Here is a 19,348-nt window from a genome sequence, read left to right as displayed (position 1 = left end):
GTCTTTCACTCTTCATCCGCTTGATGGCAAGCCAGTGATGATCGTTGGCGCATCGTTAGATGTGCAAGGCTCTTCTCGGGCCCAACTCCATTTGCGCCAAATTTTAGATGCACCTGGGGTGAATGCAGTTGTGATGCCGGGATATGAATTTTTGCTAGGACAAGCAAATCACGCCTTTGATAAAGCAGGTCAACTCAAAAACGAAGGCACGATTGACTTCCTTGAGAGCTGTTTCCTTCGATTTATGAAGTTCACTGAAGTCGCAAATATTCTCAATATTCCTGAAGAAGTGGTCTTTGAGGCTGGTGAATATGCGGTGACAACGCCTGGACACAATGGCGATTTACCAATGGTTGTTAAATTCAGTCAAGAAAAAATCGAGAACATCGACATTGATACTTCTGGCGAGTCTCAAGGGATTGCAGATGTCGTCTTTACACGAATTCCGACACAAATTATTGAAGGCCAAACGCTCAATGTTGATATTTTGTCAGGCGCCTCTGTGACAAGTAATGGTGTGCTTGATGGTGTGGCAAAAGCTGTGAAAATGGCAGGTGCCAATCCTGATACCTTGAGAAAACGTGCAAAAGCACCAAGCGCCCAATACCATGGAGATGAAACATATGAAACAGATGTTGTGGTTGTCGGTGCTGGTGGTGCTGGATTAGCTGCGGCAGCAAGTATCTTACAACAAGGTAAGCGCGTGATTGTTGTTGAGAAATTCCCAGCAGTCGGTGGCAATACCGTTCGTACTGGCGGGCCAATGAATGCGGCAGACCCAGTTTGGCAAAATACTTTTACAGCCAATGCTGGTGAGAGCCACACACTTCAAGAAATGGCCGCAATTGACGAAAGTCAAATCGATGCAGAATACTTGGAAGACTTTAGAGTCTTTAAAACACAAGTTGCAGCTTATCTCAGTGATATCTATGGTCAAACAGGTTATTTGTTTGATTCAGCTATTTTCCATCGACTGCAAACTTATTTCGGCGGCAAACGGACAGACCAACTTGGTAATGTCATCTATGGTCAATATGATTTAGTTAAAATCTTGACCGATCGTGCTTTAGAGTCTGTGAAATGGTTGGAAGAAATCGGCGTTGAATTTGACCAAAAAGAAGTGACGATGCCAGTTGGCGCACTGTGGCGTCGTGGTCACAAGCCATTGAAAAGTGAAGGCTACGCTTTCGTTTCTGCCTTGCAAACCTTTGTTGAAAATAATGGCGGAAAAATCATTACAGATACGCCAGTTGATGCTTTAATTATTGAAAATGGTAACGTCACAGGTATCGAAGGGACAGGATTAGCAGGAGGCAAGGTAACTGTTCGCGCCCAAGCAGTTATCCTAACAACCGGAGGTTTCGGTGCCAATACGCAAATGCTTAAAGCCTACAATACCTATTGGACAGATATTGATGATGACATTAAGACATCCAATTCACCTGCGATTACAGGTGACGGGATTATCTTAGGTCAAAGTGCTGGTGCAGATTTGACCGGGATGGGCTTCTCTCAAATGATGCCAGTATCTGACCCTGAAACCGGTGCTTTATTCAGTGGGCTACAAGTGCCACCTCAAAACTTTATCATGGTGAATACATCCGGTAAGCACTTTGTCAATGAATATGGTAGCCGTGACCAATTAACTCAAGCAGCGATTGATAATGGTGGTTTATTCTATCTGATTGCGGATGAACATATCAAAAATACAGCTTATAATACCAGTCAAGAGAAAATTGATAGACAAGTTGAAAATGGCACGTTGTACAGAGCAGATACGCTTGAAGAGTTGGCTAAACAACTGTCAATTGACCCTGAAACCTTCGTGACAACGATTAACAACTATAATACCTACGTTGATCAAGGTGAAGATCCAGAATTTGGTAAAGACGTCTTTGATTTGAAAGTTGTCACAGCACCATTCTACGCGACACCAAGAAAACCAGCGGTTCACCATACCATGGGCGGTTTGAAAATTGATACTAAAACCCATGTTTTAGATCAGTCTGGCAAAATCATTTCAGGACTTTACGCAGCTGGTGAAGTAGCTGGTGGGATTCATGCCGGTAATCGCTTGGGTGGGAATTCCTTAACAGATATCTTCACCTTTGGCCGCATTGCAGGTAAAACTGTTGTTGTCGATAAGTTGACATAAGCCTTCATCGCATTATGCGATAAAAGACGGAGAAAAATATGAAACAGAATATGAACAGATGGCAAGTACTTATCGCCTCAACGGTGGTCTTACTTTGTACAGGGGCTATCTATGCCTTTAGCGTCTTTGCAGGACCACTAAGTGCGACAAAAAGTTGGGGTATGCCCGAAATTATGCTGGCTTTTACGATAAATTCAGCAGTCGCACCCATTCCCATGATTATAGGTGGCTTTTTCACAGACCGTGGTCTGGCAAAATGGTCGATTACAGTTGGTGGTCTCATGTTTGGTCTTGGCTTTTGCCTATCTGGTTTAGCAACAAGTCCAACCATGCTTTATCTGACTTATGGCCTTTTGGCAGGTATCGGTCAAGGTTTGGCTTACTCAGGTTGTCTGAGTAACACCATTAAACTTTTCCCTGATAAAAAAGGCCTTGCAGCAGGTATCATTACCGCTGGTATGGGCGGGGCTGCGATTATTGCGGCACCGATTGCCAATTTCTTTATCCAAAATTATGATGTCACTTTTGCCTTCCGAGTTTTAGGAATTGCCTATATGGTGATTATCCTCATCGCAAGTTTGTTTATCAAATCTGCATCAGGCAATCAGACACCAAAAACTGCGCAACCTGTAGCAGGGCAAGAAAAGCTTGATAAAGTCAATAAAAATTGGCTAGATATGCTGAAAACACCTACTTTTTATATCATTTTCTTAATGATGTTTACAGGCGCTTTCTCAGGCCTGATGATTGCGGCAAATGCCTCAGTTATCGGTCAGCAGATGTTTGGCTTAACCCCAACAACCGCAGCCTTTTATGTCAGTCTTTACTCCTTGAGTAACTGTCTAGGGCGCGTGATTTGGGGCACGGTCTCTGATAAATTAGGTCGAAATAATACCTTGTATATCATTCTAGGTGTGATTATACTAGCCTTTGTGTTATTACTTAGCCTATCATCAGATACAGGCTTTGCAATCAGTATCATGATTTTGGGCATCTGCTTTGGTGGTGTCATGGGGGTTTATCCACCGCTTGTGATGGAAAACTACGGCCCAATCAACCAAGGTGTCAACTATGGTATCGTCTTTTGTGGTTATTCTGTTGCGGCTTTCTTCGGCCCTAAAATTGCTGTCAGCATTGCCAAGAGTAACCATGGTGATTTTTCAAAAGCCTTTTATGTGGCGATAGCAGTCGCTGTGGTTGGTTTGATTTTAAATTTTGTTTATCAAAAAACAAAAGGTACGGCTCAAAACTAAGGCCTTGTACTAATCGTTTGATGCTGTGATAAGACGTTATGCCCTTGAGTGATTACAATCGCTTAAGGGCACAGTGTCTTATTTTTTTGCTTTAGAAGATAGGATGGCTGGGAAAGAAGCGCATTGCTAATTCACCACAAAAAAGATAGAATAAGTTAACGCCGATCAAAGTGGAGGAAAATCATGACAATACCCAAACTGCAAGTCTATTTTTTATGTACTGGCAATTCATGTCGCAGTCAAATGGCCGAAGGCTATGCTAGAAAATATCATCCCGAATGGGACATTCAGAGCGCTGGTCTTGAAAAACATGGGCTAAATCCAAGAGCAGTCCAAACGATGGCTGATGATGGTCTTGATATCAGTCATCAAGTGTCAACATTAATTGATGATGATTATTTATTTAGCTCTGACTTGATCATCACCTTGTGCGGAGATGCCAATGATAAATGCCCAGTGACACCATCTAATATTAAAAGAGTACATTGGGATTTAGAAGATCCAGCCAAAATAACGGGTACTGAAGAAGAAATCGCGCAAGCATTTGCTAAAACGCGTGATTTAATCAAAATATACGTCCAAAATCTTGAATGATAAGCTTCCAAACAATGGAATTATAATTTTTCTACCTTTAAAAACAGGATCAACTAGCTAAACCTATTATTTCTGTTATAATAGAACAGATAGTCGCATTGCCGACTTTTTATGAAGGAGAAATAAATTGAATCAAACAACCAAAGAAAAGATGTTAGAAATCATCAAGAAGAAACAAGCCGGTGGAGGTCGTTCCAATCAAGAAACGCCAACCAAAAATGACCGGAAACACATGCGTAAAGGACCAAAAATCTACAATAAATAATCAAAATTAGGGGAAAAGTAAGAGGGGGAGAAGCAATGACTAAAACAGCAGTACCACATTTTTCAGGCATACTTGGGAGTGATGCCTTTCCAATCGAAGCAGCTCGTTATCGCTTGATTTGGAGCGAGATTTGTCCTTGGAGTCAGCGCGTGGCGATCCTTCGTCGTTTGCTGGGTCTTGAAGATATCATCAGTGAAGGCAAAGTCAATCCAGTCATCACTGAAAAAGGCTGGCAGTTTTCTCTAGACGAAGGGCATCGTGATCCTATCTTAGATGTCGACTATGTCATGGCGATCTATAAGAAAACAGATCCCAACTATCCAGGACGTGCCACGATTCCAGTCATTGTTGATGTGACCACGAAAAAAATCGTCAATAACGAGTCGCAAGAAATCATGCAGCAAATCGAAACCAACTTCACGGACTTCGTAAAAACAGACGCACCTGATCTCTATCCAGAAAATCTACGTACAGAGATTGATGCGCTAAATGCCATCCTCCTTGCCGAAATCAACCAAGGTGTCTACAAAATCAAAGGCGCTAAAACACAGGCTGATTATGAAAAACACTTCCATATCTTTTTCAACCGCTTAGACCAGCTAGAAGCGCGTCTAGCAGACAGTCGCTTCCTTTTCGGTGATCAGCTGACGGATAGCGACATCCGCCTCTACGTAAGCCTAGCACGCTTTGACGTGGCCTACTATACAACCTTCCGTGCCAACCGCAATCGCTTGATAGATTTTCCAAACCTCTGGCGCTATGCGAAAGAGCTTTATCAAATGCCTGCTTTTCGGGAAACGACAAACTTCGATGCCATCAAAAAGGGATTTGCCTTGAATAACTTAGAGGAAAATCCTAATCAGATCGTGCCTTTAGGCCCGGATACCAGTATTTGGGATCAGTAAACCGAATAAAAACTCTTCAGTCTATTTTTCAAGACTGAAGAGTTTTTTCTATTGTTTATTCAAAGACGTAGTCATCATCACTCATAGCTTCAACTTGACCAAGTAGGTAACCATTACCAACTTGTGAGAAGAAGTCGTGGTTAACTGTACCAGTTGAGAGACCATTCATGACGATAGGGTTAACGTCTGACGCATTGTCAGGGAAAAGTGGATCAAATCCGAGGTTCATCAAGGCTTTGTTGGCATTATAACGTAAGAAAGTCTTAACGTCTTCAGACCAACCTAAAACGCCATAGAGATCATCGGTATAGATTTCTTCATTGGCATAGAGGTCATATAAGAGTTCGTAAGCCCAAGTTTTCAGCTTTTCTTGCTCTTCACTAGAGAGTTCCTCATAACCAAGTTGGAATTTATAACCGATATAAGTGCCATGGACTGACTCATCACGGATGATTAATTTGATAATTTCTGCGACATTAGCCAGTTTGTTATTGCCCAAGTAATACAAAGGCGTATAGAAACCGCTGTAGAAGAGGAAGGTTTCTAGAAAGACAGATGCGATTTTCTTCTCAAGTGGCGTACCACCTTTGTAGATGCTGTTGACTTTTTGGGCCTTGTATTGGAGGTTTTCGTTGGTATCGATCCAAGAGAAGATCTCGTCAATCTCCGTTTTGGTATTGAGTGTTGAGAAGATAGATGAGTAAGACTTAGCGTGGACAGATTCCATGAACTGGATGTTGTTGAGGACAGCTTCTTCGTGTTGTGTCCGCGCATCAGCACGTAGAGAGTCCATCCCAGTGTCAGATTGGACTGTATCGAGCAGTGTCAAGCCACCAAAAACATGGCTAACTAAATTACGCTCAACGTCAGACAGGCTCCGCCAGTCATCTAAGTCGTTTGAAAGTGGGATACGAGTGTCTAGCCAAAATTGCTCTGTTAATTTTTCCCAAGTTGATTTATCAATTAAATCTTCGATATTATTCCAGTTGATAGCCTTGGTAAAGTTTGGATTTATCATTAATTTTTTCCGTTTCTAATCAGATCACGTCCCAAGTTGGGCAATAATCCTATTTTAAAGATCAACGCGATAAGCAGACTACACGATATGCGGCAGTCTGCTTATTGATGATGGTCATTAAATCACACAAGATTCACATTGGTTCGCACCAACTTCATCACCGTTGTCAGTAAATGTCCGAATGTAGTAAATTGATTTAACGCCTTTATGGTGAGCGTAGTTACGTAGGATGTTCAGATCACGCGTTGTTTGCTTGGTATCTGTTTTCCATTCGTATAGACCAACAGGCATTTCGCTACGCAAGAACAGGGTCATTGACAAGCCTTGGTCGACATGTTTTGTCGCTGCAGCATAGACATCGATGACACGACGCATATCCATGTCATAAGCACTTGTATAGTAAGGAATCGTATCTGTCGCTAAATCACGCGCCGGATAGTAGATTTTTCCTGTTTTCTTTTCTTGGCGTTCTTCGATACGTTGGGTAATAGGGTGAATACTTGCAGAAACGTCGTTGATATATGAAATCGAACCATTTGGTGCCACTGCAAGTCGGTTTTGGTGGTAAAGACCGTGTGTCATGACGTTTTGACGGAGTTCACGCCAGTCTTCAGCAGTTGGAATATGGATGCCTTCAAATAAAGTAGCTACTTTATCAGAAAGTTGCTTGTCTTCGATATATTGCTCGAAATAAGTCCCGTCAGCATAGGCTGATTTGTCAAAGTCATCAAAAGTTTGACCGGTTTTACGGGCAAAATTCATAGACGATTTAAGGGTATAAAAGTTCAACAACATAAAATAGATATCTGTGAACTCAATTGACTCAGGTGACCCATAAGCGATATGGTGTTTAGCGAAGTAAGAGTGGAGCCCCATCGCACCAAGACCAATCGTATGCGCTTTACGGTTACCATTTTTAATGGTAGGCACAGCATCAATATCAGAATGGTCAGTGACAAATGTCAAAGCTTTAACCATGCTATCGATTGATTTCTCGAAGTTAGGAGATTGCATCAAGTTGACAACGTTAGTCGAGCCCAGGTTACATGAAATATCAGTTCCTAAAGTTTTATAAGTTTGGTCTTCATTAAGTTCTGAAGGGGATTGAACTTGCAGGATTTCAGAACACAAGTTACTCATGATGATTTTACCATTGATTGGGTTTGCTTTATTAGCCACGTCAATATTAATGATATAAGGATAACCAGATTCTTGTTGGAGTTTAGCAATTTCTTGCTCTAAATCACGGGCACGGATGCGATATTTTTTGACGTCGTTATTGGCAAGAAGGTTATCGTATTCAGCAGTAATATCAATATAGCTGAAAGGTTTACCATAGATACGTTCGACATCATATGGACTAAACAAGAACATATCCGCATTTTCGCGTACAAGTTCATAGTATTTATCTGGAACTGTTACACCGAGTGACAAAGTTTTTACACGGATTTTTTCATCAGCATTTTCTTTTTTAGTTGATAAAAAGGCCATGATATCAGGATGGAAAACGCTGAGATAAGTCACACCAGCCCCTTGACGCTGACCAAGTTGGTTAGAGTAGGAGAAGCTATCCTCGTAAAGTTTCATGACAGGTACAACTCCGCTAGCAGCATTTTCAATGCCTTTAATCGGCGCACCAGCTTCACGGAGGTTAGAGAGGTTAATCCCAACACCGCCACCAATGCGGGAAAGTTGTAGGGCTGAATTGACTGAACGGCCAATACTGTTCATATCGTCAGTTGCTTGAATCAAGAAACACGATACGAGCTCGCCACGACGAGAACGACCAGCATTTAAGAAGCTAGGTGTTGCGGGTTGATAACGTTGGTGAATCAACTCATCAGCTAACGACTGGGCTAATTCAGTATCGCCATCCGCAAAATACAAAGCATTCATCAAAATGCGATCTTCAATATTTTCCAGATAGAACTCACCATCATTTGTTTTCAGGGCATATTGTTGATAAAACTTATAGGCAGCCATGAAAGATTTAAACTGGAAGTTTTGCGCATAGAGCCAGTCAGAAAGTTCTGTAATAAACGCAATCGAATACTTCTTGATAAAGTCTGATTCGATATAGTCATGTTCTAATAGGTAGGCGATTTTTTCTGCAACCGTTGGAAAGGTTTTAAGATTAGGTCGCACATTTTCTTCAAAAAAAGCAAGCAAAGCTTCGTGGTCCTTGTGCAACGGAATTTGACCATTGACAGGGATATTGATTTCATTATTTAAACGGAAATAAGAAACATTTTCCAAAGTTTTTAAAGACATAGGTTTAGTAGCTTTCTAAGATAGAGTTGACAGCAGTGACATCTTCATCAGTACCATTGAACTCAAAATCATATAAAATCGGCAAGTTAAACTCGGCCGATAGATCTTTAGCAGAATAAACATAAAGCTCAGCAAAATTACGGTTCCCACTGGCGATGATGCCTTGACAAAATTCAGCATTATCAACCATAAAATCCCAAACTTCTTGGAGAATTTCTTTCTCGTAAGTTGGGATAATCAGGATAAACGGTTCAGATAAGATGAGTGTGTCAGAGACTTCGACAGCTTGATCACTGGCCAAGTTTAGCTTTTTAACAAAACGACTAACTTGTCGTGTCACACTGTAATAGGCGATCTTCATACCAATTTTGCCAATTCAGCAGGACGGAAGCCAGAGAATGAAACCTCATCTTTAACAATGATTGGTGCTGCCATGAAACCCATGGCTTTAATTTGTTCAATGTATTGTGGTTCATCATCAATGTTGATTTCTTTGAATTGAACAGCTTTATCAGCCAACCATTTTTTAACCATGTTACATTGCATACAATTATTTTTTGAAAATACGGTTACCATTTGGACACCCCTTTTATAAGTTTATTGTCTCTATATTTTAGCAATAAAAAAATATCTAGTCAACAATTTTAACTAGATATTGTGATGTTTTTTCGAATAACCCACTAGATGTTGTGTTTTTGGTGGGTTATATTTAAACCGAAGTTAAAAATATTTTCGGTTTTATTTCGAATTCTCGCGATGTTATCACGATGACGGATAATAATGAAGCAAGCCAGAAATAAAATAATACTTGTAAAGAGCCAATCATAGGAAGCAAAGATCAGATGAAAAGCAGGCAACACTAAAACAAAAATAGCTGCAACAGCCGCACTCAGCACACTTGCAAATGACACCATGCTTGTTAAGTAGAAGCTGGTAAAGAAAAAGACGGCGAGTAGTAAGATAAACCATGGATTATAACCTAAAATGACACCAGCTGTCGTTGCGACAGCCTTACCACCTTGGAAATGGTTAAAGATTGAAAAAGTATGGCCTAAGACTGCAAACAAGCCAAATAAGGCTGGCGAGATTGTCGCTATCCCAAAGAGTAGCGGTAAAACCGTCGCTAATGTGCCCTTAAGCAAGTCTATAGCAAAGACGACTGTTCCGGCTTTCTTACCTAAAATCCTGAAAGTGTTGGTCGTACCAATGTTACCAGACCCAAAGTCACGTAAGTTTTTGTGGAAAAAATAGTGACCAATCCACAGACCCGAAGGGATCGATCCTAACAAATAGGCGACTAGTAATAATAATATCGTTGTCATCTCTACATTATAACAAAAAATCTGGTGATTTGACATGGTATAAAAAAAATTATATACTAGTGTTAGTTTAAAAAACTAACAAGCTGATTGGAGGTCAGAATGACAATCGCAAGTAATTTAAAACAAATAAGGGAAGCAAAAGGGCTATCTCAACGAGAAGTATCAAAACAAATCGGTGTTGCCAATACGTCCTATTTTGCCTGGGAACGGGGTAAAACAAAACCTAAGAAGGAAAATTTAATAAAGCTTTCCAATATCTTCGGTGTTACCTATGAAGCCCTAGTCAAAGATGAGGAGACTGATTTATTATCAGCATTTCATCAATTAACAGATAAACGAAAGGAAAAAGTGATGACCTATACACAAGCACAATTAACAGAACAAAATCAAGAAGCAGCAGAAAAAATTGTTAAGCTGTTTCCTTACAAGGTCTATGAAAAGTTATCAGCCGGCACAGGATTCTCTTACATGGATGATGGCAGTTATGATACTGTTTATTTCGATACTGAATTATCCTATGACTTTGCCAGCTGGGTTTACGGCGATTCAATGGAGCCAGTTTATGCTGATGGATCTGTTGCTTTGATCAAGGATACTACTTTTGATTATGACGGGGCGATTTATGCCATTGATTGGGAGGGGCAAACCTATATCAAAAAAGTCTATAAGGAAGAAGACGGTTTAAGACTTGTTTCTATTAATGAAAAATATCAGGATAAATTTGCCCCCTATGATGAAGAACCAAGAATTGTCGGGAAAATCATAGGCAATTTTTATCCAGTTGATGTTTAATTAACTAGACCAATAAAGTGAATTTTTTAGCTTGACATTCTAAAAACTTTGGTTTATCATACATATATCAAGTTCTTAAAACGAATTATTGAACTATACCAATTTTAAAAAGGGGAATGATATGTGCGGCATCGTCGGAGTAGTAGGAAATAAACATGCGCGGGATATTTTGATGCAAGGATTAGAAAAACTTGAGTACCGAGGGTATGATAGTGCAGGAATTTTTGTAACCAATCAAGATCAAAACGCTAAACTGATCAAGTCAGTTGGTCGCATTGCTAATTTACGAGAAAAGATTGGCATCGAAATGGCAGGAACAGCAGGCATTGGTCATACACGTTGGGCAACACACGGTAAGCCATCAGAAACGAATGCTCATCCTCATACCTCAACTGACGGGCGTTTCGTACTCGTTCACAATGGTGTGATTGAAAACTACCTTGAAATCAAAAACGAATACTTAGCAGGAGATGCTTTTAATGGTCAGACTGACACAGAAGTAGCCGTTCATTTAATTGCAAAACTTGCTGAAACTGAAAACTTCAGTACACTTGAAGCCTTTAAAAAAGCCTTAGAGATTATTGAAGGCTCTTACGCCTTTGCTTTGATGGATGCGACTGAACCAGATGTCATCTATGTTGCGAAAAACAAATCACCGCTTTTGATTGGTCTTGGAGATGGTTATAACATGGTTTGTTCGGATGCCATGGCCATGATTCGTGAAACAAGTGAATTCATGGAAATTCACGACCATGAATTGGTAGTCTTGACAAAAGATGCTGTTGAAATTCATGATTTAGAAGGTAAAATTCTTTCTCGTGATAGCTATACAGCCGAGCTTGACCTATCAGATATCGGTAAAGGGACCTACCCTTTCTATATGCTCAAAGAAATCGATGAACAACCAGCTGTCATGCGTAAGCTAAGCCAAATCTATGCAGATGAAGCAGGTAAGGTTAAGATAGACGAAGCGATTGTTAATGCCTTGATTGAAGCAGACCGAATCTACATCATCGCAGCAGGAACTTCTTATAATGCTGGTTATGCCAGCAAGTATTTACTAGAAGACTTAGTCGAAAAACCAGTTGAACTTGGCATTGCATCAGAATGGGGCTATAACATGCCACGCCTTTCTGAAAAACCTTTCTTTATCTTCTTGTCACAGTCAGGTGAAACTGCTGATAGCCGTCAAGTTTTAGTGAAAGCAAATGAATTAGGCGTTCCAAGTTTGACAGTCACTAATGTGCCAGGCTCAACCCTGTCACGTGAAGCAACTTTCACCCTGCTTTTACATGCTGGCCCTGAAATTGCAGTAGCCTCTACAAAAGCCTACACTGCACAAATCGCAGCCTTGGCATTCTTGGCAAAAGCCACAGGAACTGCGATTCACAATGATAAAGCAGCAAACTTTGATGTCGTACATGAACTTTCAATTGTCGCGCAATCAATCGAAGCGACCTTGTCTGAAAAAGAGCTGATTGAAAGCAAAGTAACAGGATTGCTTGAAACAACTCGTAACGCCTTCTACATCGGACGCGGACAAGATTACTACGTGTCGATGGAAGCTAGTCTCAAACTCAAAGAGATCTCATACATCCAGTGTGAAGGCTTTGCAGCAGGCGAACTCAAACATGGTACGATTGCCTTAATCGAAGACAACACACCAGTATTAGCCCTCATCTCTAACAACCCGAAAGTTGCAGCCCACACCCGTGGCAATGTGTCTGAAGTTGCAGCACGCGGTGCAAACGTTGTGACAATAGTCGAACAAGACGCTGCTATTGAGGGCGACGATATTGTAATCAATAACGTCCACCCTTACTTATCAAGTATTTCAATGGTTATCCCAACACAATTGATTGCTTACTATGCTAGCTTACATCGTGGTTTAGATGTTGATAAACCACGTAACTTGGCGAAATCAGTGACAGTTGAATAGAGGATCTTTAAAAACAATCTTTAAGGTTGTTTTTTTTCATAATGATTAGCATTTTAATGTTGATTAATTTTTAATTTTTATTCATAATCTATTAACACATCTTGTTTTTGTCTAATTTTTATTATAAAATGATTATATAAATAAACTTAAATATTACCATTTGATTATGAAAAAAAGGGTGAGATTATGAGAACAAAATATCTAGGTACAAGTTTACTCTTATTGCTAGTCGCGAGTCAAATGACTACATCGATTGTTTCTGCGAATTCATCTAGTAGTAAATTTGATTCAAAATTCTCTGGTTTGCTACGTAGTGCAGAAAATATTGACAGTTGGATGCCTGATAAAATCTGCAAAAAGTGATCGTGGAATGTTTAGGTTTAAATAATGTCGATGAAATAACAAAAGAGCTATTAGGTAGCCAACACATCCATATATCGGATTCTAGTACAAACTTATTTGGACAGATCACAGATTTTACTGGATTAGAATATGCCAATGGCGTGAATTTTTCTCTAGGCTCAGATACCTCTAGCCGAACATTTGATTCCGTTAATGATTTATTATCATCTGATATAAAGGAAAAAGCGTCTTGGATATTCAGTGGAGATTTGAAGTCGGTCTTTCCTAATGGTATTGATTGTTCAAAGTTCAACAGTTATCTTAATGTAGGCATAGATCCACATAACACCTGGCCTATTAATAAGGTATTTTCTCTGAACCAAAATAACTATACCAGTTTCTTTTTAAGTTTTAGTGATGCTAAAATTTTTAATGCCCCATTTACTGCTACCAACTTTATGACATATGCATCTTTATATATAGGGAATCCTTATCCTAGTGTCCCTCTCCATTATAATGCGGAAGTTCAAAACAGCGGTATTAAATTCACACTTGATCCATACTATAGCGTTGACTATAGTAAATTAGTTGGACAAACTTTTGTCAATACTCCTGGACAAATTCAATTTCCAGATGGTCCGTTTTGTCAGATTCATTTTTCGTGGGAGTCTAATGTCAACAATAGCAACAACCTCAATGTTAATGCATCTTTTTCGATAACTTTTGGTTACGTCGCATCTGACCTAACAGTTAAGTATCAAGATATTTCTGGTAATAAAATTGCAGATTTTAAAACAGTTTCAGGTAATGTTGGCGACGCTTATGATGTTTCAACAGATACTTATAAACAAAACATTAACGGTTATACATTTAAAGAGGTACAAGGTCAAACTACAGGTACCCTTTCTGATCAAGGACAAACAGTTACTTACGTTTATACTAAGAATCCAGTTGAAGCAAAACCTCTAACTGTTAGATATCATGATACTGCCAGCGAAAAAATCGCAGATTCAAAAAATATTTCAGGTAATATCGGTGATATCTATGATGTGTCAACTGATGAACACAAACTAGATATTGATGGTCATACTTTCAAAGAAGTACAAGGTCAAACCATTGGTATACTAACAGATAAAGAACAGGTCGTTACTTACGTTTATACTAAGAACCCAATTAAATCGAAAGTCCTAACTGTTAAGTATCAAGATACTGCCGATAATGAGATTGCAACTGCTAAAACGATTTCTGGTAATGTTGGTGATGCCTATGATGTTTCGACAGATGCTTATAAACAAGTGATTAACGGCTATACCTTTAAAGAAGTGAAAGGTGAAACCATTGGTAAGCTTTCCGACAAAGAACAAACAGTTACTTATGTTTACGGAAAAACAAGCGAGGAACAAGCAAAAGAGGCGTTACCAAATACAGGAGACTCAAATAATATTCCAGTAATGTTAGTCGGTATTTCATTGTTTTTACTTAGTTTGAAAGCATGGTTATTCAAACAAGAATTTGAATAACCCTATTTGACTAATTTTCACACATTTGAATATAAAATTTAAGATTGACCTTTCGGGGTCTTTTCTTGTAACTTGTTACACCCTCAAAGGTATTTTTTGACCAGGGGTGAGTAATGGAAAACAAAAATAATATTTCACAAGTATAGCAGTAATTCTTAATTTTCAATCTAAATTTTTGATTAATAAAATAATTATTCGTATAATATAAATATAGTAAAATCGTTTTCATAATATAAAATGGTAAGGGAAAAATGTTAAAAAAACTTTGGGAGCAGTTCTATATTTCAGCAAATCTCGTCACATTCACGCAAATCAGTTTTAGGCTGATCATCGTCTTATATGCCTCTAGTTTGCTAACAGACGCCAAGGCAATCGGAAGCATGATGATTTTTGATACGCTACCTTTTTTAATCTTGGGACCAGTGATTGCTAAGATTGTTAATCGTCATAATCGGAAAAGTCTTCTTAAACTGACGGTACTTCTAGACTTGATGCTAACTTTGGCATTTCTTGTTATTATGGGTACTGGTTATCATCATCTGCTGGTATTTGCTCTATTATTGGGACTTAACAATGTTGTAACGTCTACTTATCAAATTGCTGAAAGTTCCTTTTTCCCCTTAATACTTGATGATATGAGACTAGCCAAATACAATTCAGCTGTGTTTTTTTCTGGCAGTTTAGCCATGATTATCGCACCTAACATTTCTGGCTTCATCCAACAGACTAGACTCATCAGTTTACTCGTCGTAGTATCTTCTGGGATATTTTTACTCGCCTTGATTAACTTATATTTCGTTGCAGAAGTTGCAGATAACCATCAAGCAGATCAAAAAACAACAGCAAGTTCCTATTCTTTAGTCAGATCTTTTACCTATATCTTTGAAGATAAGAAATTGCTGATAGCTCTGGTTTTATTGGCTTTGGGTAATTTGTTTGATGCGCCGATGGATACTTTGATGATCACCAAGTATACTGAAATGGGGCAACTTACTCGAGTTGGGTTGATCTTCTCGATGGCAGGGATTGGGAGTTTGGTAGGATCCTTCTTATTGTCTACCTTTTCAAATCATAAGATTTATTTCTAGCGGATGATGCTTTTTTCTGGTGTAGGGATTGCCTTTAGTGGTATTTTATTGTGTTTTAATGACTACCTGCTTTATTTAATTGCGACTTTTATTTTGTCTTGTTCGCTATCAATCCGAACCATCTATATCATCACCTTTAGACAGATTCAGACGCCCAAAGAAATTTTGGGGAGCGTTAATACTGCATTTAAGTATATTGCCTTCGGCATCTATCCTTTGGGGATTTGGTTGGCAACTTTTTTCCAAAAAATAGTACCGATCAATTTTATCATCGCCTTTTAAGGGTTGGGCTTTTTACTCGTAGGTCTACTTACTGCATATTTGGTGGGTAAAGAAGAAGTGACCATTCAATGAAAGTCAAGGAGTAAAAATGGACAGAGCGAAAATTATTACAATCTGTGGAAGTTTAAAATCCATGGCTGAGGTTCAAACAATTGCTGAAAGAATAGAGTTAGAGGGGAATTGTGTCCTTAGTATTACCTATCCAACTAAGGATAAGGAGGATTATACTGAGGAAGAACTCGAAATTTTAGGGAAGTTACACAAACAAAAAATTATCATGTCAGATGCGATTTATATGGTCAATATTAATGGCTATCTCGGAGAGAGCACCAAAAGTGAAATATCCTATGCTCGCTCTATCGGGAAAGAAGTACTATCACTTGTCGACTTAGGCTTTTGAAAGGAAATTGAACGGATAAACCATGTCATTTCGGCTAATTCTTTGAAAAACAATCTTTCGAGGTTGTTTTTCGTATTTCACAATTAATCGAATATTTTTTTCAAACTTTCTCTTTACAAGCCGAATGGTAAGTGTTTTTATAATAATATAACTTACTATAAAAAGGAGAACATCATGAAATTTAGTTTTGAAACGCTTACGGCACTTACACCAGAGGAAATTTGGGTCAATTATGCAACTGTTAATAATTGGTTTAAATGGGAAGATGATTTAATAGCGATTAATTTAGAAGGTGATTTTAAACAAGGTGTTTCAGGCGAGATGACCCTTCAAGGTATGCCACCACTGGCTTTTGAATTGGTTGAAGTGACAGAGAATAAGAGTTTTTGTGATGAAACAAAGATTCCTGACTTGGGCTCACTATATTTAAATCATGAGTTGATTAAAACTGAACAGGGAACGCTTGTAAGGCATAGCGTATCATGTGTTAGCCTTGATGGTGTTGATAATCAAGAACATTTAGGCTTTTTAACACAGGTTTTTGAAGATGTTCCTCAGTCAATTTTTGCTTTAATTAAGGCATCTACAACAAAATGAAAGATAATTTTCAGTCAAAATATGCCGAAAATTCAGCAGGATCTATTGGTTTTTCATTTATTAAAGCTTATAATATTTGGCATCGAAAAATTAAAAGTGAGTTACTTAATATCGGTATAACGCATCCACAGTTTGTTGTTTTAGCATCGCTCGGTTATCTAAAGCAACATCAAAATGAAGTCAAACAGATAGATGTTGCCAACAGTGCTGATATAGATGTCATGACAATTTCAACGATTATCAGAAACTTAGAAAAACTGGAGCTTGTTCATCGGACAACTTCTAAACTTGATACACGTGCAAAAGTGCTTTCGATCACGACAGAAGGTACGCAGATTTTAAATCGGGCGCTAAAAATTGTTGAGGCTATCGATACGCAGTTTTTCTCCATTCTCAAAGATGATGAAAAAACATTTAATCACTTGTTGCACACACTAATTCAGGATAATAGTTAAAATCAAAAAAAGTTGAGAAATCTCATTTCTCAACTTTTCTTTTGATATCTGTAATTTTCTGACCTTTTGTTTCGTCTGCCAAGATGCTTTCAAAGGCTGGAATGGCAACATCTGGATATTTTTGGTGAAAGGCAGTCGTCACGATGCGATAAGCAAGGCGAGCATTGCGGGATAAAATTGGACCGTGGAAGTAGGAACCGAAGACATTTTTATAGGTCATGCCTTCTGTACCATCTTCGTTGTTATTACCTTGACCAATGATGACACGTCCGAGTGGTTTTTGATTGTCTGCCAAGAATGTTCGGCCTTGGTGATTTTCAAAACCATAGTAAGTTTCATCAAATTCATCATTGTGGATTTCGATGTCACCAATAAAGCGGTTATTTTCTTGGTTCAAAGTGTAGTGGTCCATAGCTGAGATGCCATCGATCTTACGGCCACTTGCCTCAATATAATATTTACCGAGGAATTGGAAGCCGCCACAAATGGCTAACATGGTACCATCATTTTCGATGAATTTCTTGATTTCAACTGCTTTTGTCGGTAAATCTTGACTGACGATGAATTGTTCATAGTCCTGACCACCACCGAAAAAGACAAGATCATAATCGTCAGCGTTAAAGCTATCTTCAAGCGACACGATGTCGAAAGTCATGCGAGCGCCTAATTTTTCACCGACGTATTTGAGCATGAGGATATTACCATTGTCACCATAGGTGTTCATGAGATCCCCGTAGAGGTGAGCGACACGCAGGTCATAGGGGAAATCACCTTCAGATTTAATAGAAGTATAGGTCATTTCATTTCTCCATTCACATAGTGGCGATTGGCCAGTATTTCTCGCATCTCAAGCATGGCCGTATAAGTAGCCAAGATATAGACGTGTTCACTGTCCTGTTGTTCGATGAGGTCAAGCACGTCAGCGAGTTTTTCGCTATCCGTAATTTTATCAGGATCAAAGCCTGAAACACGTATGCGGCGTGCCATCTCAGTATGCCTAACACCACCCGTAATCACACTGGTAACATCTAGGTCATGGATGGTCTCGAAATTCGCATCCCAAATCCAACTGGTATCAATCCCATCCGCATAGTTGGCATTGAGTAAAGCGACTAAGGCGAATGGATATGGGGCTAATTTCATCATATCTAAGACCTGGTTAGCACCTACTGGATTTTTAATGAGGACTAGTGTACATTTTTTATCGCCAACATTGAAGCTTTCCTGACGACCAAAGACAGCATGAGAGTTGTTAAAACCTTGCGTGATCAAAGAAGATTCAAGACCGAAAAACTCAGCAACTGACACCGCAGCAAGGGCGTTGTAGATATTATAGAGACCACCGACATTGATTTGATAAGTCGCACCATCAATGACAAATTCTGATGTCGTATTGGTGATATTGGTTAACTCTGTTAAGCGATAATCAAGTTCAGGACGGTGGAAGCCGCAGTTCTGACAAATGTAATCGCCTAGATTGGCATAGGTGTTCATCGTATAGTCTAGGATATGGTGACAGTTGGGGCAGACGATGCCTTCTGTATTATAATGTGCGCGCTTAGGCGCATGATGCTCGTGGTCAAAACCATAATACTTAACAGGGTTAACCAAGGCTTTCGAGTTAAAAAGTGGGCTATCGCCATTCAGAAGAACAGTCGCATTGGGCGCTTTAGCGGCCCCTTTAATAATGAAGTCGTAGGTCGTGTAGATTTCACCATAACGGTCCATCTGATCGCGGAAAATGTTAGTGAAAACAAAGAGGCTCGGCGTGATGTATTCGGTCACTGCAGGTAGGCTAGCCTCGTCAATCTCAAGCACGGCGATATTTTTACCTGTTTTGTTTCGCTTGGCAGACAGGAAAGTCGACACAATGCCGGTGATCATGTTAGCGCCTGTCGTGTTGGTCGCGATTTGGCCAAAGGCATTTTCTAAAATCCCCACAGTCAGTGCTGTTGTGAGGGTCTTGCCGTTGGTACCGGTCACGACGACAATCTCATAATCACGCGCAATCGTGTCAAGGATCTTAGGATCTATTTTGAGCGCCAGACGGCCAGGGAAAGTCGACCCACGCTTGAAGAATTTTTGAAGTATAAATTGGCTGGATTTTCCGGCGAAAACCGCTAAACTTGATTTAAATGTCATGAGACTAT

General features: G+C 39.4%; 20 protein-coding genes. 13 read left to right on the top strand and 7 right to left on the bottom strand.

Annotation, left to right across the window (positions count from 1 at the left end):
- The 5 genes from LRA01S_RS03695 to LRA01S_RS03675 all read left to right on the top strand — a co-directional run.
- Positions 1-2,155: flavocytochrome c (locus tag LRA01S_RS03695; RefSeq protein ID WP_061774292.1), on the top strand; the 2,155-nt coding region annotated here is incomplete at its 5' end.
- A gap of 38 nt (positions 2,156-2,193) precedes the next feature.
- Entirely contained in the window at positions 2,194-3,408 is a 1,215-nt protein-coding gene (locus LRA01S_RS03690; protein WP_061774288.1) for an L-lactate MFS transporter, read from the top strand.
- A 183-nt stretch (positions 3,409-3,591) separates the two neighbouring features.
- Positions 3,592-4,002 (top strand): arsenate reductase (thioredoxin), encoded by a 411-nt coding sequence (arsC, locus tag LRA01S_RS03685; RefSeq protein ID WP_061774287.1) that lies wholly within the window; start codon positions 3,592-3,594, stop codon positions 4,000-4,002.
- 127 nt (positions 4,003-4,129) lie between these two features.
- Positions 4,130-4,267, top strand: coding sequence for a hypothetical protein (locus tag LRA01S_RS03680; RefSeq protein WP_004260832.1), 138 nt, complete (start codon positions 4,130-4,132; stop codon positions 4,265-4,267).
- Between the two features lie 35 nt (positions 4,268-4,302).
- Positions 4,303-5,172 (top strand): glutathione S-transferase C-terminal domain-containing protein, encoded by an 870-nt coding sequence (locus LRA01S_RS03675; protein WP_061774286.1) that lies wholly within the window; start codon positions 4,303-4,305, stop codon positions 5,170-5,172.
- A gap of 55 nt (positions 5,173-5,227) precedes the next feature.
- Here LRA01S_RS03675 and nrdF read toward each other — a convergent pair whose 3' ends face one another.
- The 5 genes from nrdF to plsY form a co-directional block, all read right to left on the bottom strand.
- Positions 5,228-6,190 carry a class 1b ribonucleoside-diphosphate reductase subunit beta gene (nrdF, locus tag LRA01S_RS03670; protein WP_096824036.1) on the bottom strand — a complete coding sequence of 321 codons (963 nt, stop codon included), beginning with the start codon at positions 6,188-6,190 and terminating at the stop codon, positions 5,228-5,230.
- 117 nt (positions 6,191-6,307) lie between these two features.
- The gene (gene nrdE, locus LRA01S_RS03665) at positions 6,308-8,461 is read right to left on the bottom strand and encodes a class 1b ribonucleoside-diphosphate reductase subunit alpha (protein WP_061774285.1); all 2,154 of its coding nucleotides are present in this window, start codon (positions 8,459-8,461) and stop codon (positions 6,308-6,310) included.
- A 4-nt stretch (positions 8,462-8,465) separates the two neighbouring features.
- On the bottom strand, positions 8,466-8,822 hold the full coding sequence (gene nrdI, locus LRA01S_RS03660) for a class Ib ribonucleoside-diphosphate reductase assembly flavoprotein NrdI (RefSeq protein ID WP_061774284.1): 357 nt from the start codon (positions 8,820-8,822) through the stop codon (positions 8,466-8,468).
- Positions 8,819-9,037 (bottom strand): glutaredoxin-like protein NrdH, encoded by a 219-nt coding sequence (nrdH, locus tag LRA01S_RS03655; RefSeq protein WP_061774283.1) that lies wholly within the window; start codon positions 9,035-9,037, stop codon positions 8,819-8,821. The genes nrdI and nrdH overlap by 4 nt, the downstream gene beginning before the upstream one ends.
- Before the next feature lie 104 nt (positions 9,038-9,141).
- Positions 9,142-9,783, bottom strand: coding sequence for a glycerol-3-phosphate 1-O-acyltransferase PlsY (plsY, locus tag LRA01S_RS03650; protein WP_061774282.1), 642 nt, complete (start codon positions 9,781-9,783; stop codon positions 9,142-9,144).
- A gap of 99 nt (positions 9,784-9,882) precedes the next feature.
- Here plsY and LRA01S_RS03645 point away from each other — a divergent pair, with 99 nt between their 5' ends.
- The 8 genes from LRA01S_RS03645 to LRA01S_RS03610 all read left to right on the top strand — a co-directional run bounded on the left by LRA01S_RS03645 (position 9,883) and on the right by LRA01S_RS03610 (position 17,198).
- Positions 9,883-10,575 carry an XRE family transcriptional regulator gene (locus LRA01S_RS03645; RefSeq protein WP_061774281.1) on the top strand — a complete coding sequence of 231 codons (693 nt, stop codon included), beginning with the start codon at positions 9,883-9,885 and terminating at the stop codon, positions 10,573-10,575.
- A gap of 121 nt (positions 10,576-10,696) precedes the next feature.
- Positions 10,697-12,514 (top strand): glutamine--fructose-6-phosphate transaminase (isomerizing), encoded by a 1,818-nt coding sequence (gene glmS, locus LRA01S_RS03640; RefSeq protein WP_061774280.1) that lies wholly within the window; start codon positions 10,697-10,699, stop codon positions 12,512-12,514.
- Positions 12,515-12,879: 365 nt separating this feature from the next.
- Positions 12,880-14,376: a MucBP domain-containing protein gene (locus tag LRA01S_RS03635; RefSeq protein ID WP_061774279.1), complete on the top strand. Its 1,497-nt coding sequence runs from the start codon at positions 12,880-12,882 to the stop codon at positions 14,374-14,376.
- 251 nt (positions 14,377-14,627) lie between these two features.
- Positions 14,628-15,464: an MFS transporter gene (locus LRA01S_RS03630; RefSeq protein WP_061774278.1), complete on the top strand. Its 837-nt coding sequence runs from the start codon at positions 14,628-14,630 to the stop codon at positions 15,462-15,464.
- A gap of 3 nt (positions 15,465-15,467) precedes the next feature.
- The gene (locus LRA01S_RS03625; RefSeq protein WP_061774277.1) at positions 15,468-15,746 is read left to right on the top strand and encodes a hypothetical protein; all 279 of its coding nucleotides are present in this window, start codon (positions 15,468-15,470) and stop codon (positions 15,744-15,746) included.
- 88 nt (positions 15,747-15,834) lie between these two features.
- The gene (locus LRA01S_RS03620; RefSeq protein ID WP_061774276.1) at positions 15,835-16,146 is read left to right on the top strand and encodes a hypothetical protein; all 312 of its coding nucleotides are present in this window, start codon (positions 15,835-15,837) and stop codon (positions 16,144-16,146) included.
- Positions 16,147-16,320: 174 nt separating this feature from the next.
- On the top strand, positions 16,321-16,743 hold the full coding sequence (locus tag LRA01S_RS03615; protein ID WP_061774275.1) for an SRPBCC family protein: 423 nt from the start codon (positions 16,321-16,323) through the stop codon (positions 16,741-16,743).
- Positions 16,740-17,198 (top strand): MarR family winged helix-turn-helix transcriptional regulator, encoded by a 459-nt coding sequence (locus LRA01S_RS03610; RefSeq protein ID WP_061774274.1) that lies wholly within the window; start codon positions 16,740-16,742, stop codon positions 17,196-17,198. The genes LRA01S_RS03615 and LRA01S_RS03610 overlap by 4 nt, the downstream gene beginning before the upstream one ends.
- 22 nt (positions 17,199-17,220) lie before the next feature.
- Here the strand turns inward: LRA01S_RS03610 and gatD are convergent, their stop codons facing one another.
- A complete protein-coding gene (gene gatD / locus LRA01S_RS03605; RefSeq protein WP_061774273.1) occupies positions 17,221-17,997 on the bottom strand; it encodes a lipid II isoglutaminyl synthase subunit GatD in 777 nt (258 codons plus the stop codon).
- A complete protein-coding gene (gene murT / locus LRA01S_RS03600; RefSeq protein WP_061774272.1) occupies positions 17,994-19,340 on the bottom strand; it encodes a lipid II isoglutaminyl synthase subunit MurT in 1,347 nt (448 codons plus the stop codon). Before murT ends, gatD begins: the two co-directional genes overlap by 4 nt.
- Positions 19,341-19,348 lie beyond the last annotated feature (8 nt).

The organism is Pseudolactococcus raffinolactis NBRC 100932 (genome assembly GCF_001591765.1).
GTDB classification, from domain to species: Bacteria; Bacillota; Bacilli; order Lactobacillales; family Streptococcaceae; genus Pseudolactococcus; species Pseudolactococcus raffinolactis.
This window is presented reverse-complemented; position numbering and strand designations above follow the sequence as displayed.